General features: G+C 59.3%; 16 protein-coding genes. 4 read left to right on the top strand and 12 right to left on the bottom strand.

Annotation, left to right across the window (positions count from 1 at the left end; translation table 11 throughout):
• Nucleotides 1-48 precede the first annotated feature (48 nt).
• The 3 genes from ACR0NW_RS08895 (at nucleotide 49) to ACR0NW_RS08885 (ending at nucleotide 1966) form a co-directional block, all read left to right on the top strand.
• Nucleotides 49-495: a phasin family protein gene (locus tag ACR0NW_RS08895; RefSeq protein WP_170651646.1), complete on the top strand. Its 447-nt coding sequence runs from the start codon at nucleotides 49-51 to the stop codon at nucleotides 493-495.
• Nucleotides 496-631: 136 nt separating this feature from the next.
• Nucleotides 632-1189 carry a polyhydroxyalkanoate synthesis repressor PhaR gene (gene phaR, locus ACR0NW_RS08890; protein ID WP_480450048.1) on the top strand — a complete coding sequence of 186 codons (558 nt, stop codon included), beginning with the start codon at nucleotides 632-634 and terminating at the stop codon, nucleotides 1187-1189.
• A 12-nt stretch (nucleotides 1190-1201) separates the two neighbouring features.
• The gene (locus tag ACR0NW_RS08885; RefSeq protein ID WP_480450046.1) at nucleotides 1202-1966 is read left to right on the top strand and encodes a trypsin-like serine peptidase; all 765 of its coding nucleotides are present in this window, start codon (nucleotides 1202-1204) and stop codon (nucleotides 1964-1966) included.
• Here the strand turns inward: ACR0NW_RS08885 and ACR0NW_RS08880 are convergent, their stop codons facing one another.
• The 6 genes from ACR0NW_RS08880 to ACR0NW_RS08855 form a co-directional block, all read right to left on the bottom strand.
• Entirely contained in the window at nucleotides 1967-3181 is a 1215-nt protein-coding gene (locus ACR0NW_RS08880) for a DegT/DnrJ/EryC1/StrS family aminotransferase (RefSeq protein WP_480450045.1), read from the bottom strand.
• Nucleotides 3182-3293: 112 nt separating this feature from the next.
• Nucleotides 3294-4598: an NAD(P)/FAD-dependent oxidoreductase gene (locus tag ACR0NW_RS08875; RefSeq protein WP_480450043.1), complete on the bottom strand. Its 1305-nt coding sequence runs from the start codon at nucleotides 4596-4598 to the stop codon at nucleotides 3294-3296.
• A gap of 24 nt (nucleotides 4599-4622) precedes the next feature.
• Nucleotides 4623-5981: a glutamine synthetase family protein gene (locus ACR0NW_RS08870; protein ID WP_170651651.1), complete on the bottom strand. Its 1359-nt coding sequence runs from the start codon at nucleotides 5979-5981 to the stop codon at nucleotides 4623-4625.
• Nucleotides 5981-6661 carry a type 1 glutamine amidotransferase gene (locus ACR0NW_RS08865; RefSeq protein WP_480450042.1) on the bottom strand — a complete coding sequence of 227 codons (681 nt, stop codon included), beginning with the start codon at nucleotides 6659-6661 and terminating at the stop codon, nucleotides 5981-5983. The genes ACR0NW_RS08870 and ACR0NW_RS08865 overlap by 1 nt, the downstream gene beginning before the upstream one ends.
• A gap of 57 nt (nucleotides 6662-6718) precedes the next feature.
• Nucleotides 6719-8038: a glutamine synthetase family protein gene (locus tag ACR0NW_RS08860; protein ID WP_480450041.1), complete on the bottom strand. Its 1320-nt coding sequence runs from the start codon at nucleotides 8036-8038 to the stop codon at nucleotides 6719-6721.
• Between the two features lie 134 nt (nucleotides 8039-8172).
• Nucleotides 8173-8385, bottom strand: a complete 213-nt coding sequence (locus ACR0NW_RS08855; RefSeq protein ID WP_480450040.1) for a GDCCVxC domain-containing (seleno)protein — start codon at nucleotides 8383-8385, stop codon at nucleotides 8173-8175.
• A 264-nt stretch (nucleotides 8386-8649) separates the two neighbouring features.
• On the opposite strand from ACR0NW_RS08855, the gene ACR0NW_RS08850 reads away from it, so the two are divergent.
• Nucleotides 8650-10080: a tetratricopeptide repeat protein gene (locus tag ACR0NW_RS08850; protein ID WP_480450039.1), complete on the top strand. Its 1431-nt coding sequence runs from the start codon at nucleotides 8650-8652 to the stop codon at nucleotides 10078-10080.
• A 99-nt stretch (nucleotides 10081-10179) separates the two neighbouring features.
• Here ACR0NW_RS08850 and ACR0NW_RS08845 read toward each other — a convergent pair whose 3' ends face one another.
• The 6 genes from ACR0NW_RS08845 to ACR0NW_RS08820 form a co-directional block, all read right to left on the bottom strand.
• Nucleotides 10180-10986, bottom strand: a complete 807-nt coding sequence (locus ACR0NW_RS08845) for an ABC transporter permease (RefSeq protein WP_480450038.1) — start codon at nucleotides 10984-10986, stop codon at nucleotides 10180-10182.
• Entirely contained in the window at nucleotides 10983-11870 is an 888-nt protein-coding gene (locus tag ACR0NW_RS08840) for an ABC transporter permease subunit (protein WP_170651656.1), read from the bottom strand. Before ACR0NW_RS08840 ends, ACR0NW_RS08845 begins: the two co-directional genes overlap by 4 nt.
• Before the next feature lie 81 nt (nucleotides 11871-11951).
• Nucleotides 11952-12701 carry a transporter substrate-binding domain-containing protein gene (locus ACR0NW_RS08835; protein ID WP_170651657.1) on the bottom strand — a complete coding sequence of 250 codons (750 nt, stop codon included), beginning with the start codon at nucleotides 12699-12701 and terminating at the stop codon, nucleotides 11952-11954.
• A gap of 32 nt (nucleotides 12702-12733) precedes the next feature.
• Entirely contained in the window at nucleotides 12734-13510 is a 777-nt protein-coding gene (locus ACR0NW_RS08830; RefSeq protein ID WP_480450037.1) for an ABC transporter ATP-binding protein, read from the bottom strand.
• A 128-nt stretch (nucleotides 13511-13638) separates the two neighbouring features.
• Complete coding sequence (locus ACR0NW_RS08825) at nucleotides 13639-14391, bottom strand: phosphate/phosphite/phosphonate ABC transporter substrate-binding protein (protein ID WP_480450036.1); 753 nt, start codon at nucleotides 14389-14391, stop codon at nucleotides 13639-13641.
• Nucleotides 14388-14825, bottom strand: a complete 438-nt coding sequence (locus ACR0NW_RS08820) for a tellurite resistance TerB family protein (protein WP_170651660.1) — start codon at nucleotides 14823-14825, stop codon at nucleotides 14388-14390. The genes ACR0NW_RS08825 and ACR0NW_RS08820 overlap by 4 nt, the downstream gene beginning before the upstream one ends.
• Nucleotides 14826-14843 lie beyond the last annotated feature (18 nt).

Here is a 14843-nt window from a genome sequence, read left to right as displayed (position 1 = left end):
CCGATGGAAAACGGGGTGGGCCCGAACCCGGCAATGAGGATTGATACAATGGCAAAGACCCAAGACTTTACCGCGACCCTGAAAGACATGATGGGTGCATTCCCGGTTGACACTTCCGCTCTGGAAGGTGCTTTCAAATCGACCGCTTCGCTGAACGAAAAGCTGTCGGGCGTTGCTCTGGACGCAGCTGAGAAATCGGCAGAAATCTCGAACAAATGGACCAAGGAAACCCTGGCCAAGCTGAGCGAGATGTCGAAAGCAAAAGCTGAGCCTGCGGACTATGCAAAAGCAGCAACCGATTTCGCAAGCGCATCGGCTGAAGTTGCCGCCGAAAACATGGCTGCCTTCGCTGAGATCGCCAAAAAAGTTCAGACCGAAACCGTCGAACTGCTGATGGCTGCTGGCAAAGACATCTCGGAAGATGCAACCGCCGCTGTTAAAAAGGCCACCAACGACGTGACGGCTGCTGCCAAGAAAGCTTCGGCTGGCAAGTAAGCAATTTTCGCGACACGCACCCTCTCCTCCCTTTAGGTGTGATCGCGATGGGCAGGTCTTTTGACCTGCCCTTTCTTTTTGTGCTGCAGTCGCATAACCTCTGCTGCAACGCATCATCCTTGGGGAGGGAACACGGGTGGCAGACCAAGAAAAACCGCTGCTGATCAAGCGCTACGCAAGCCGACGGCTGTATAACACCGAAACCAGCGATTACGTCACGCTGGAGGACATCGCCGGGTTCATTCGGGATGGCCGCGAAGTTCAGATCATCGATCTGAAAACCGGTGACGACCTGACCCGACAGTATCTTTTGCAGATCATTGCCGAGCACGAAAGCCGGGGCGAAAACGTGTTGCCGGTCAATGTGCTGAACGATCTGGTGCGCAGCTACATGGTGCCGGGCGGGGGAATGATGCCCCAGTTCCTGCAATCTTCGTTTGAGATGCTGCGCGAAAATCAGGCCAAGGTGATGGAGAACATGAACGCCATGAATCCGATGTCCCAGATGCCGGGTTTCGAGGCGATGCAGGCGCAGCAACAGGCCTTTCTGAAGGCGATGACCGGTGGATTGTCGGGCAACTGGTCCGCGCCGGACAAAGAGGACAGCGATGATAAGCCAGAACAGAAAGAAGATCTGGACGACATCAAAAAGCAGCTTGCCGATCTGCAGCAGAAACTGTCCAAACTCAGCTGATCTGCCTGCCGCATGAGGTGGGTGGCCCTGATCTGCGCCGTGCTTTGGGCGGCGGCGGTGCAGGCGCAGGGACGTTTTTCAGAACCTTGGGTGACTATCTGCGCCATGGGGACGGATGCATCTGCAGGGTGCGAGGCCATTCGGTCCCGTGAAATCCTTGATGCGGCGGCTGACCCATGGCGGGCCATCGGAAGGGTGAATTTTTCCAGCAGGGATATCCGATCGCACTGCACCGGTGTTCTGGTATCCGAAAGGCTGGTTCTGACGGCTGCGCATTGCCTGTACAACCGGGCGCGCAAGCGTTGGATTCCGCCGTCAGGCATCCGGTTCGCAGCCGGCTATCAGCGCGGTCAGGCCGAGGCGGTATCCGTGGTGCAATCCTATCACATGAGCCCGGAACAGGGCGTTGACGGCGGTTTCAATGGCCGTGCCGATCAGGACTGGGCGGTTCTGGAACTGGCGGCGTCGCTGGGTGAGCAGGTCGGATTTTTGGGGATGGCCACGGCGGGGCCGGGCGATGCCTTTGTCGCCGGCTACCCCGGTGTGCGCCCCCATGTTCTAAGCAGAACAGGAACCTGCGAGCCTGAACCCGTGCAGGGGGGCGTGCTACATGCGATTTGTCCGGTGATGATGGGTGATTCCGGCGCGCCATTGTTAGAGATGTCCGACAACGGGCTACAGGTGGTCGGGATATTGTCCCGCATCGCGCCGACCCCCGAAGGGATAGACGCCTTGTTTCTGTCCGCCGATCTGTTCGATCTGCGCGAGGATAGATGATTAGGTCCCGTAAGCCGGGATCGGGCTGCTGACCTCGGCCACCGAGTCAAGCAGGATATCGGCAATCACATCCAGTTCCTCGCGCGTCAGACGCACGGGCAGGCGCACGTCACATGCGTTCATCAGCATGGCGCGGGTCTGCGGCAGGTCAAACTGTTCCGGCAGGAACTGCCAGTTCCAGAAGGCGCGGGCGTTGTCCTGGCTCAGGCCAAAAACCTGAACCTTGACGCCACGTGCCTCGGTCGCGGTGGCAAAGGCGCGGATTTCGGCCTCGTCCAGACCAACCAGATTGAACTGGATGGAATCCGGCGCACGGCGCTCTGGCTCCAGCGGGGCGGGGACGTGGATATAGGGCGAGCTGTTCAGGCGTTCTGCCACATAGTCGTGATTGGCCAGCCCGTCGCGCACCCGGCGCGCAAGCTCGGGGATTTGCGGGCGGATCACAGCGGCGCTGAGGTTGCTCATCCGCAGGTTATAAAGCGGCAGCTGGTTCTGCCAGCGGGCAAAGGCCTGTTCCAGTTCGGGCGAGTTGTCGCCGTGCGGGCCTTTGTGCTTTTTCCAGTTGTGCTCATAAGCGCCGGACATGATCACGGCGCGGGCCACCAGATCGGCGTCGTCGGTGATCAGGATGCCACCTTCGCCCGCGTTGATCATCTTGTAGGACTGGAAGGAAAAGCAGCCCACTTTGCCGATGGTGCCGATGTTGCGGCCATGCCAGGTGGTGCCCAGCGAATGCGCGGCGTCTTCGACCACAGGGATGTCGCGCGCATCGCACAAATCCATGATGGCGTCCATGTCCGAGGTGTGCCCGCGCATGTGGCTGATGATGACCGCCTGCACATCGTCCAGTTTGGCCGCGAAATCATCCATGTCGATTCGATAGTTGTCGCCCACTTCGCACAGAACCGGAATGCAGTCCGCGTGGATGACCGAAGAGGGGACCGCAGCGAAGGTAAAGCCGGGGATCATTACCCGCGCATCGCGCGGCAGGCCCAGGGCCTTGAGCGAAAGAAACAAAGCCGCCGAACAGGATGACACCGCCAGCGCATATTTTGTGCCCAGAAGTTCCGCAAATTCGGCCTCAAGCAAGGCGACCGGGGCGTCTTGCGGGGCGGTATAGCGGAACAGGTCTCCGGACTGCATCAGCGCGTCGATGGCCTCACGCGCGGCTGCTGGGATTGGCTCGGCGTCATGGACGTTGGGTGGCAGTGTCATATTTGGAATTCCCGAATTCTAACTTTTGGAAATATAAAATCACAAGCCGCGCATGCCAAGTACCCAAATGCGACTTCGGCGGAATTTCACCAAATTGTTGCGTTTGGACGGGTCAGATACCCAGCCGGTCGCGAAGGGCGTACCAGGTCATGGCCATCACCAGCAGCGGAGTGCGAAGCGCAGGCCCGCCGGGGAAGGGTTGGGCGGGGACGCGCGACAGGGTATCGAACCCTTCGGCCTGTCCCTGAATCGCCAGTGCCATAAGCTGCCCGGCGTGGGTTGCGGTGCCGACCCCATGGCCTGAATAGCCCGACGCTGACAGGATGTTGGGCGTGATCCGGGCCAGATAGGGCATGCGCCGCATGGTAATGGCCAATGTACCGCCCCAGGCGTAGTCGATTTTCACATCCCTGAGATGCGGGAATATTCCTGTCATCGGTTTGCGGACCGTTGCGGCAATGTCGCTGGGAAAGCGGTAGCCATAGCTTTCACCGCCGCCGAACAGCAAGCGTTTATCGGCGCTGAGGCGGAAATAGTTGATCACGAATTTCGTGTCCGCGATGGCCACGTCCTGCGTCAGAACCCGCGCCGCATCATCGCCCAGCGGTTCGGTGGCGGCGATGAAGTTGTTGATCGGCATCACGCGCGACGCGACCTTGGAGTTCAGATCGCCAAGATAGCCGTTACAGGCCAGAATGACATGATCCGCCTTGACACGGCCTTGCGCCGTTTGAAGCGTGGCGGGACTGCCTTCTGCAATCTCCAGAACCTCGGTCGCTTCATGAATGCGCACGCCCGCTGCTGCCGCTGCCCGGGCCAGTCCCAGCGCATAGTTCAAGGGATGTAGATGCGCCGCACCCATGTCCAGATAGCCGCCCCGGTAGGCGGGCGACGGACACAGGGCATGGCCCGCATCCGCGTCCAGCGGTTCGATCTGATCGTATCCGTATCTGTCCGACAAATGGGCCGCGTGGTCGTGCAGTTCATTCCGCTCAGCATCGCTGAAGCCCAGAGATGCAATACCCGGTTTCAGGTCGCAATCGATGCGGTGCCTTTCGATCAATCCCTTGACCAGATCCTTGGCGTCCTCAGCGAGATCCCACAGCTTTGCAGCGTCCGCGTCACCCACAAGGCGTTCGAGATCCTCCTGATCCATCCGTTGTGCGCTGCCCAACTGTCCGCCGTTGCGCCCGGACGCGCCAAAGCCGACGCGATGCGCCTCGAGCAGAATGACGTCGAACCCGGCCTCGGCCAGATGCAGGGCGGCGGACAGGCCGGTGTATCCACCGCCGACGACGCACACGTCTGCGGTCACGTCATCTGCCAGAGCCGGAAAGCGATCCATGGGATGAGCGGTCGCGGCATACCAGCTGGACGGGTATTCCGCCTTTCTGTCATTGGAATAAAGCAGGTTCATCCGGTTTAGCCTTCTGGTGCAGCCTCAGACGTTCAGCAGAAGGTGCTCGCGCTCCCACGGAGAGATCACTTGCAGGAACTCTTCGTATTCCGCGCGCTTCACGATGCTGTAGACGCGGGCGAATTCCGGCCCCAGAACTTCGTGCAGGGCTTCGGCGGTGTCGAACAGGTCCAGCGCGCTGCCCATCACCTGTGGGATGTCCCCTTCGCCATCGTAGGCATCGCCATAGAACTGGCGGCGCGGGCGCTCCTGCTGGATCAGACCCAGATAGCCACAGGCCAGCGAAACCGCGATGCCTAGATAGGGATTGCAGTCCATGCCCGCGATACGGTTTTCAATCCGGCGGCTGTCGGGGCCGGACAAGGGTACACGAATACCGGTGGTGCGGTTGTCGCGCGCCCATTCCAGATTGATCGGTGCGGCGTGATCTTTCACGTAGCGGCGATATGAATTCACATAGGGTGCCATGACCGCCAGACCGGCGGGCAGATGGTTCTGTAACCCGGCGATGAAGTGATAGAAAGCATCCGTTTCGCCACCTTGCGGGCCCGAGAACATGTTCTGGCCGGTTTCCATATCAATGATCGAGTGATGGATGTGCATGGCCGAACCGGGTTCGTCTTCGATCGGTTTGGCCATGAAGGTGGCAAAGCAGTTATGGCGTAGCGCGGCTTCGCGGATCAGACGTTTGAAATAGAATACCTCGTCTGCCAGTTTCACCGGATTGCCGTGGCGCAGGTTGATTTCAAGCTGCCCGGCGCCGCCTTCCTGGGTGATGCCGTCGATCTCGAACCCCTGATGTTCGGCAAAGTCATAGATATCGTCGATCACTGGTCCGAATTCGTCCACTGCCGTCATCGAATAAGCCTGACGTGCGGCAGCGGGGCGGCCCGAACGGCCCATCATCGGTTCGATCTCTTTGGCCGGGTCGGCGTTTCGGGCGACCAGAAAGAACTCCATCTCGGGCGCAACGACCGGCTTCCAGCCTTTGTCCAGATACAACTGTACAACACGTTTCAGCACATTGCGCGGACTGAAGGGGATGGGTTCGCCGTCGCGGTCATAGGCGTCATGAATCACCTGCAAGGTCCAGTCGCCAGTCCAGGGCGCAGCGGATGTCGTCGAGAAATCGGGTTTCAGGATCATGTCCCGTTCGATGAACCCGTCGTCACCCGCAGCTTCGCCCCAGCCGCCGGTGATGGTCTGGTAAAAAATGCTGTCGGGCAGGTGGAAATAGGATTGCCGCGCGAATTTTGTGGCTGGCACCGCCTTGCCGCGCGCGATGCCCGGCAGATCTGAAATGATACATTCCACTTCGTCCAGACGCCGCCCGTCAAGATACGTGCGCGCCGCCTCCGGGATGTTGTCTGTCCAGTTGGCCATCAGGCCCTCGCTTTCTTCAGAAAGCCGGCCATTTGCCGACCAATCTCAGAGTTGTCGTTGGGGCCGTCCTGACGGTTGGTGGCCTCGGTCAGCAGGGCGTCGGGAACGACGCCTTTGCCCCGAGTTTCAATCAGCCCGTGCAGGAAATCGTTGGAGTATTCCGGGTGCGCCTGAACGGTCCAGATCGTATCCCCATAGGCAACCATCGCGTTACGGCAGAATTCGTTGCGTCCCAGAACCGTTGCGTCAGGGGGCAGGTCGGTCACCTGATCCTGATGCCAGGCGTTCAGAGTGACTTTATCGCCGTTCAGGTCGTATTCGGTGCGCCCGACAGCCCAGCCGCCGGAGAACTTTTCGACGTTACCGCCCAGGGCTTGTGCGATGATCTGATGGCCAAAGCAGACGCCAATCAGGGGCTGCCCTTGCTTTTGAATGTCACGGATCAGGTCTTCAAGCCGCGGAATCCACGGATGGTCCTCGTACGCACCGTGGCGCGAACCGGTGATAACCCAACCGTCCGCGTCGTTAACACTCTGCGGAAACATACCGTCTACAACTGAGAAGGTTTCGAATGTGAAATCGTTGCCGTCCAGCAGGTGGCGGAACATCTCGTCATAATCCCCGGTCGTGTCGATCAGCGCATCGGGGGCGTGGCCGGTTTGCAATATGCCGATTTTCATAGGTCACCAAATTTGATCAAATTTACCCTAGCCAAGACTATCAGAGCGGGCAAGGGGTCATACGGCCTCGAGGTAGCTGAGCCAATGTTCCTCGGTGGGCCTGTCGGCAAAGCGCGTGATCTCCTGCCGCTTGGTCATGGCCAGATAGCGGATAAGTTCGGGCGCAAAGATACGCGTCATCAGAGGGTCGGTTTCGAGTGCCGTGATGGCTGATGCCCAGTCGGGTGCCAGTTGCGGCAGGCCGTCGATTTCGTAGGCATTGCCGTTAATCGGCGGGGGCGGTTGCATCGCGTCATCGACACCGATCAGCGCTGCGCCGAGAACGGCGGACAGCATCAGATACGGGTTGATATCCCCGCCGGCCACGCGATGTTCAATGCGCCTAGCCGAGGGGGCACCACCGGGTATACGGATGGCAGCGGTTCGGTTTTCATACGCCCAGCAGGCACCCATAGGGGCGTGGGCGCCGGGGACGAGACGCGCATAGGAATTGCCGTGCGGCGCAAATATCAGAGTGCTGCCGGGCATTGCCGCGACGCATCCCGCGACGGCCATTCCGAGGGTTTCGGTTCCGTCAGGGCCTCCATCGTCAAACACATTGCGGCCCTGCTCATCGACCACCGAGAAATGAACGTGCATTCCGTTGCCTGCGTCATCCGCATAAGGCTTCGCCATGAAGGTGGCCGCAAACCCATGTTTGCGGGCGAGACCGCGGACCAATGCCTTAAATAACCACGTATCGTCAGCGCAGCGCATGGCGTTCTGATGGTTCAGATTGATCTCGAACTGACCGATCCCGCCTTCGGAAATGGTGGTCTGAGCGGGAATTCCCATCGCTTTGCAACCATCGTAGAGCTCGGTGAAGAACGCGTCGAAGGCATCCATTTCAGCCATGGACAGCACGGATTCAGTCGCAAGCCTGCGGCCCGTAACGGGGTTGAACGGGGGCTGTGGCTGAGGGCCGGATGCGTCGAGCAGCGTGAACTCAAGCTCGGTCGCGGCGATCACCGACCAGCCGCGCGCAGCGTAGCGGTCCAAGACCGAGGAGAGGGCGTGACGGGGGTCTCCGGCAAAGGGGGTACCCTGATCGTCATACAGACACATGGGCACAAGCGCGGTTGGCGTGTCGAGCCAAGGCATCGGCACCGGCCCGCGATCCGTAGGCAACAGCATCCCGTCAGCATCGCCTGATTCAAAGACCAGCGGACTGCCGTCAATATCGGCCCCCCAAAGATCGACATTGAGCGCGGAAAAGGGCATTCGCACCGCGCCTTTGTCCAGCTTGTCCGCGTAAGATGGCGGTACACGCTTGCCGCGCATCTGTCCGTTTAGATCACAGGCGGCAACGCGGAATGTGTGCAGGGCGCTCAGGTCCATGAGGGTCTCCAATGCTCTTGCCCCTGAGATTTAGTCGCGCACCCACTTGTTGTCACGATATTTGATCAAATTTTTCTGCAAGACCCGTTTCCCGGCCACGACCGGCTGAAACGAGTTTCTTCCGGTTTGTACGTTTATCCGCAGCAGGATTGTCCGTTTTGTACAGGCGGGCAGGGGGCGGTTCCGTATGAGCAATAGACGCAGCAATCGCCGGGTCTGGGCCGCAAAAGCGCGCCGCAGTTCCCGCATTCGTAGAACCACTGGCACGCATCCGTCGGCATCCGCTCGGACCGGGTGTGGTCACAATCGGGGCAGGTGATGGTGCTGTGCAGAGTAAGTTCGGTCATGGGATCTGAACGCTGTGGTTGGTGACAATCTTAGCCCAAGGCATTGAAAACTCCACGTCGAATATTCTGAGCTTTGCAAAAGGAAGCGGGCCTGAACGCCGAGTTCAAACTGCGGGATAAACAGCGGCTGTGATCGGGAATGTCGCAAATGGTGAAAAAATGCGGGCGAAATGAGTGCTGAAGTATTGTCCTGATACTAATTTCGGACAATCATCCAAAAAATTTATTTAGCTACAATGGTTTGCAATACTATCTGGAGGATCAATGACGAGTTCAGTGTTTACCTATAACGGCGCAGATTCATATGGCAGCTTTCTAGCCCCGCAAAAGAACCTCGATGGCTTTAGTCTGTTGGTCGACCTGCATATGGCGCAATCGCTGTCGACGCAGACCCGACTGGCCGAGCAGGGCTTGCAGGCAATGAATGACATGTCTGGTCAAGTCATGAGCTTGCGAGGGGACATTCAAGAGGTGAACAGTTCGATCCAGGAAATGTCCAGTGTCATGCAGCACGGATTCTATCAGGTTTCGCTGGAGCTGAATGACATCAAGGGCACGCTGGCGCAGTTGCTGAAGGTCGCCAAAACCCCGGATCAGACCTGGGCAATGGAACAGTATTCGATTGCCAGTCAGGCCTATAAGCGCGGCCATTTTGAAGAGGCGCTTGATTACGTGAACCGTGCCATTGACGGTCACGGAGAACGTTCGGGCTTTCGACTGGAATACAGGTTCCATTTTCTGCGCGGGCTGATACGGCTTGGCGGTCCGGGGCACGCCGACATGAATATCGTTAATCCCGAGGTGGCAATCGAAGATTTCCTGAACGCTGCCAAATACGCTTCGCATCTCAAGGACAAGGTGCAGTCGCGGTGCTACGCGATGGCGGGCTGGGCGTGTTATTGTGCGGGCCGCATGGAGGATGCGCGCACGCACCTTGAAAAGGCGCTGACGCTGAACCAACGGAATTATTCGGCCAAGTACGACTACGCCAAACTTCTGTACCATGAGGGGGATACGGAAACGGCGGGCAACCAGTTTTACCATGCCCTGATCGGGGATTGGAAATATGGGCTGCGGGCGGCCTCGGACGAGGATTTCCTGAAGCACAAAGCAGCAGTTCAGGATGTGATCGAGCATCGCCGCCGGGAACTGATAAACGACATCAAGAAGGTAAAGGCGAACTTTACGCGTCTTGAATATGAGAAGCGCCTGAATATTGCCTCTCAGTACGACGTCAATATGAGCCCCGAGCCAGTAGAGCATTTTAACGAACTGGTCGGTTTCGAGGATGAGCCGATCGACCGCTTGCTCGAGATCGACCATGGGGCCGAAGTCATCAATCACGAGGCACAGAGGATTATCAACGCCGCCCGAGACCAGCTGCAAGCGAAGGCGGCTGAAGGCAAGGCCAATGCCAAGAGGACGACGTCGGGTATCTGGTCGTCTACGCCGATCGTAGCTATTAAGGCGGGCGTTGCTGTTCTTCTTTTGACTTGGATTGTCACCTGGATTTTGGATGGGTTTTTTCCTGCCTTGTTGTATGGGACGATACTTGGCGGCGTCCTGGGTATAGGGACCGCTTTTGTGACTGCGGTAGTCATCATGCCTCTAATAACTGGCGCCACGGCGATGACCGTGCATGCCAAGGCAAACCAGACCGCTTTGGACATCAAATCGATAATCAAAGATTTCTGAATCGGAATACGGGACGCCCCATCGCCTGCGAACATGGGTTACGCATGATGGGGCGTGTCAAAGTGTGTCTGGCGCCGCAGGGGCTTTGAAACACAAAGCTTAGCGCGCCAGATTCAGCCGGAACCGCATCTTGGCCTGTTTCGCAACCGGCAGGTGGCGGTTGAGGCGCTTGTTCACCTGACCAAAGCCCCAGACGATCACCAGCGTCAGCAGGATGAAATAGAACGCCAGAATCGGATACGGAATGAACGGGTTGAACGTCTTGTCCGCAAAGTAGCTGGCGTAATACAGGGCATCTCCCCGTTGCTGCCAGGCCGGGAAGGCCGAAAAGAAGACCAGCGTGGTCGCGTGGAACAGAAAGATCGCCTCGTTCGTGTAGGCGGGCCAGGCCAGACGCAGCATGGTCGGCCAGACAACCCGGCGAAAGCGGGACCAGCCGGACATGCCATAGGCATCCGCCGCCTCGATATCACCCTTGGGGATCGACCGCAGCGCGCCATAGAAGATCTCACCCGAATAGGCGGCGGTGTTCAGGAACAGAACGATCAGCGCCCCCAGCCATGCAGAGGTGAAGGCGTCGAACATCGGATAGGTCTTCTTGAGCGACAGGAACAGGAAGTAGGCAAAGAAGAACTGAATGAACAGCGGCGAGCCGCGGAAGATGAAGATGAACCATTCGGCCGGTTTGCGCAGCCATTTGTTCGGTGAAGCTTTTCCAACCGCCAGTGCGGTGGCGAGGAAAAAGCCGGTGGCCAGAGCCATAATGCCGAAATAGACATTCCAGATCATGCCCGAGCCGATCAGCGTAAACTGTTCGCACAAGGTGAAGTCGCTGCGTGGCAACAGGCGTTCGCCAAGGCCCAGCGAGCGCAGGCCGTAGTCCTGAATGGTATGCAAGCAGCTCATGCCGTGGTCTCCTTGCGCAGCAGCTCGCCACCGGATGTGGCCTGACCGTGGGATAGTCTGCGCATCAGCCGTTCCAGCCCGATTTCCGAGACGCGGGTCATGCCGAGGTAGAAGATCAGCAGGAACAGGAAGTACCACATGCGCCAGTCGCCATGCGGATAGGCAGTGAATTTCGAGGTCTTGGTGCCGCCCAGTTCACGGGCCCAGTACACGATGTCTTCGATACCCAGCAGGAACAGCAGCGGTGTGGCCTTGATCAGCACCATCCACAGGTTCGAAAGGCCGGGTAGGGCATAGACCCACATCTGCGGCACGAGGATGCGCCAGAAGGTCTGGCGGCGGCTCATGCCATAGGCTTCGGCAGTCTCTAGCTGGGCGTGGGGTACGGCACGCATCCCGCCGAACAGGACGTTAGCGGCGAAAGCGCCGAAAACGATGGAAAAGGTGATGATGGCAAGGAAAAAGCCGTAAATCTCGTGAACCCATTCCGGGGCGCTACCCAGAGGCAGCTTGGCGGAGGGGCAGACGAGAAAGTCGTTGCCCTGACGGATCGGGTCGGTCCAGTCGGGGCACAGGACCTGATGGCGCATCCACTCGAACCCCTGATCCAGTGCGATCACGAAAAACAGGAAGAATGCGATATCCGGCACGCCGCGCACGATGGCGATGTATCCCTTTCCCAGCCAGCTGAGAGGCGGGAAATGTGACCGGGCTGCCATTGCGCCCGCAAAACCAAAGCTCAGCGCGACGGGTGCGGTGACGGCCAGCAGGCCAAGAACCTTGAGAAACGACAGGTAGAACGACCAATGGACACCGTTCGTCAGATAGCACGAGAACCAGCGGAACGTGCCAAGCGTGTCGGGATCAGCGCAATAGGAGAACATGAGGCGTCTTTCGAGCGTCGTACCGGACCTGCGGCCGGGAACGGTTCGGCGCAATGAATGCGCCGAACCGAGTGGTACAAATTAGTTTGTGACGACCGAGCCGTCGGCGTTGTAGGTCGGTACGCCTTCGCCGAACCACTTGACGATCAGTTCGTTCAGCGAACCGTCCGCCTTCATCGAGGTGATGGCCTCGTCAAACTTGCCGCGCAGTTCACCATCGGATTCGCGGATACCAAGGCCGATGCCGCCGCCCAGCGGAACGTCGTCGCCTACAAAGACCAGCTCACCGCCCGATTCCTCGACGATCGGAACAAGGAAGTCCTTGTCGGCAAACACCGCGTCAGCTTCGCCGTTGCGGACCGCTGCGATGGTTTCTTCAGGTGTCGCGAATTCAACCAGCGTTGCGCCGGATTCGGCCACGTGGCCCGCCTGAATCGTTGCGGTCTGAGCTGCGATGATGCCGCCGGTCAGATCAACACCGTCCGATGCGCCGGCATAGGCGGACGCGGCAGGCGGGAAGTAGTTCTGGGTGAAGTCGATGACCTCATCCCGCTCATCGGTGATCGACATGCCCGCAATGATGGTGTCGTAGTTGCCCGAGACCAGATTCGGGATAATCGAATCCCAGTCGTTCTTGACCCATTCGCACTCAAGGTTGGCGCGCTTGCACAGTTCGTCGCCCACTTCACGCTCGAAACCGTCGATCTCGCCGGCGTCATTGATGAAGTTGTACGGAGGGTAGGCGCCCTCGGTGCCCATGCGGACGGTGTCGGCCATGGCCATGCCAGCGCCAAGCGCCAGTGCCGCAGTGGTCAGAATCAGGTTTTTCATTGGTTTCTCCCCAGTTTAGTTCTGTCCTGAAGTTATGCCGCCTTGGTGGCGGAAAGAAAGCCCTGAAGCCGTGCGGATTCAGGGGTAGTGAAGATGTCCTCGGGCAGGCCTTCTTCTTCGATAAGGCCCTGATGGAGGAATACGACGTGGCTGGAGATATCAGCCGCCATCTTCATGTCGTGGGTCACGATGATCATGGTCCGGCCTTCGGCAGCCAAATCCTTGATCACCTTAATCACTTCCTGTTCCAGCTCGGGGTCGAGCGCGGAGGTGGGTTCGTCGAACAGCAGCGCCTCGGGCTCCATGCAGAGGCCGCGGGCAATGGCGGCACGCTGTTGCTGGCCACCCGACAGCTGGGCCGGGTAAACATCGCACTTGTCACCGATGCCGACCTTTTCCAGATATTTACGCGCGCTGTCCTCGACCTCGGCCCTGTCGCGGCCCAGAACGGTCACGGGCGCTTCCATCACGTTTTGCAGGATGGTCATGTGCGCCCACAGATTGAACTGCTGGAATACCATCGACAGGTTGGTGCGTATGCGCAGCACCTGTTTGGGATCCGCCGGGCGCCGGTTATGACCCGCGCCTGACCAGCGAACCGGTTCGCCTTTGAACAGGATCTCGCCTTGCTGGCTGTCCTCAAGCAGGTTGCAGCAGCGCAGAAGCGTGGATTTTCCGGACCCCGACGAGCCGATCAGTGAAACCACGTCGCCCCGATGCGCGGTGATGTCCACTCCTTTCAACACTTCCAGCTGTCCGAAGCTTTTGTGAAGGTTCTTGATCTCGATGACGGGAGCGGATTCTGTCACGGGTGGTCCAGATGTTGTTGGCATTATTGGTGCGGTACTAGGGCCGAAAAATCAGCGTAATGCAATGCGCAAATGACAAGTTCCGGGCCCGAAACGACCGAATTGACCAGACGTTCTGGCCAAAATGGTCAGCGCGCAGGCAGGAATGCGTCGGGCGCAGGCGGAGTGGGAACCGCAAGATAGGTGTCGGCGGGGATGTCGATCAGCCCCTGAAGGTGCAGCGCCTTGCGATCTTCTGCCGACAGGTCCGCGATTGCGGCCCGAACGGCGCTGGCCACAAGGGCGGCGTCGCGACCGTTTGCAGTGATGTAGGGCAGGGCGGGTGTCGGGTCTGTCCGCGCAACCTCGCGCAGTTTTCCGGCCAAGTCGGAATGTTCTCTGAGCAATTCCCACGTCAAAGCGTCAAGTGAGGCGCAGTCGGCCAGCCCCTCGGCCACTGCTTGCGCAGACAGGGCGTGTCCGCCGGTTTCATGCAGGGTGGCGGGCGCCAGCCCCAAGCCCGCAAGGTGGGTTACCGGGGCGGCCCAGCCTGATTGCGACAGAGCCTCGTTATAGGCGAACGTGCCACCAGTCAGGGCAGTCAGATCGCGGGCGTCGTCACGCCGGGCGACGAAGACCGAACAGTAATATCCGGGCGGGCATCCGGGCAGCGCATAATCGGGGGTGCCGACGAGCTGGACCTTGCCGTGCAGGCGTGTTCGGTACGGCATTCCGCAGGTCTGGGCAAAGATCAGATCCGGATCATGCCAGATGTCCCAGAAATCCCGGTCCCGCGACAGTTGGTTGTGCCCATCACCCAGATGCCCCCGAATCAAATCCCACAAGCGGTCGTTGGCGGGTTGCAGGGCGGGCATGTCGTACATACCCAGCATTGCGGTCATGATTTGGCTGCCCTTTGGCGGGCCAGTGCCGAATCGACGTCGCTGACGCCCAGCAGGCTGACCACAAGGCGCAGCAGCGAATCCTCTTCGCCGGTGCGCTGGCCATCGGCCAGCACGACAGACCACAGCGCCTCGACCACTCCCAGCCGGTCGTCATAGGGGACGGCCTCTTTTATGGCGCGGGTGAAGCGGACGGTGTCGGGGGCCTCGGCCTCCAGATCTTCGGCTTTGGCGCGCAGACCGGCTGCCTCGAACGGAGACAGCCCATAGCGCTGGGCTGAAATCCGGTCGATCCGGGCCATTTCGGTATCGGCATAGTCGTTGTCGGAGCGGGCGATGCGCACCAACAGGGCCGTAAGGGCGAGGCGGGCGTCATCCTCGGCCAGTGGGTCGGGCTGCGGCTGTGTCAGCCGGGAAAGAAAATCACTGAACATGATTGGGATATATGCTGA

The sequence above is a fragment of the Ruegeria sp. CF5 genome, from assembly GCF_056537325.1.
Note: the sequence above shows the minus strand (reverse complement) of the source record. Positions and strands in the feature narration are given on the sequence as shown.

Coding starts and splice junctions, on each gene's coding strand:
- ACR0NW_RS08885 (WP_480450046.1), top strand. CDS start 1,202: ATGAGGTGGGTGGCCCTGATCTGCGCCGTGCTTTGGGCGGCGGCGGTG.
- ACR0NW_RS08865 (WP_480450042.1), bottom strand. CDS start 6,661: ATGAAAATCGGCATATTGCAAACCGGCCACGCCCCCGATGCGCTGATC.
- ACR0NW_RS08835 (WP_170651657.1), bottom strand. CDS start 12,701: ATGAAAAACCTGATTCTGACCACTGCGGCACTGGCGCTTGGCGCTGGC.
- ACR0NW_RS08825 (WP_480450036.1), bottom strand. CDS start 14,391: ATGACCGCAATGCTGGGTATGTACGACATGCCCGCCCTGCAACCCGCC.
- ACR0NW_RS08895 (WP_170651646.1), top strand. CDS start 49: ATGGCAAAGACCCAAGACTTTACCGCGACCCTGAAAGACATGATGGGT.
- ACR0NW_RS08880 (WP_480450045.1), bottom strand. CDS start 3,181: ATGACACTGCCACCCAACGTCCATGACGCCGAGCCAATCCCAGCAGCC.
- ACR0NW_RS08855 (WP_480450040.1), bottom strand. CDS start 8,385: ATGACCGAACTTACTCTGCACAGCACCATCACCTGCCCCGATTGTGAC.
- ACR0NW_RS08860 (WP_480450041.1), bottom strand. CDS start 8,038: ATGGACCTGAGCGCCCTGCACACATTCCGCGTTGCCGCCTGTGATCTA.
- ACR0NW_RS08875 (WP_480450043.1), bottom strand. CDS start 4,598: ATGAACCTGCTTTATTCCAATGACAGAAAGGCGGAATACCCGTCCAGC.
- ACR0NW_RS08840 (WP_170651656.1), bottom strand. CDS start 11,870: ATGTTCTCCTATTGCGCTGATCCCGACACGCTTGGCACGTTCCGCTGG.
- ACR0NW_RS08870 (WP_170651651.1), bottom strand. CDS start 5,981: ATGGCCAACTGGACAGACAACATCCCGGAGGCGGCGCGCACGTATCTT.
- ACR0NW_RS08845 (WP_480450038.1), bottom strand. CDS start 10,986: ATGAGCTGCTTGCATACCATTCAGGACTACGGCCTGCGCTCGCTGGGC.
- ACR0NW_RS08850 (WP_480450039.1), top strand. CDS start 8,650: ATGACGAGTTCAGTGTTTACCTATAACGGCGCAGATTCATATGGCAGC.
- ACR0NW_RS08820 (WP_170651660.1), bottom strand. CDS start 14,825: ATGTTCAGTGATTTTCTTTCCCGGCTGACACAGCCGCAGCCCGACCCA.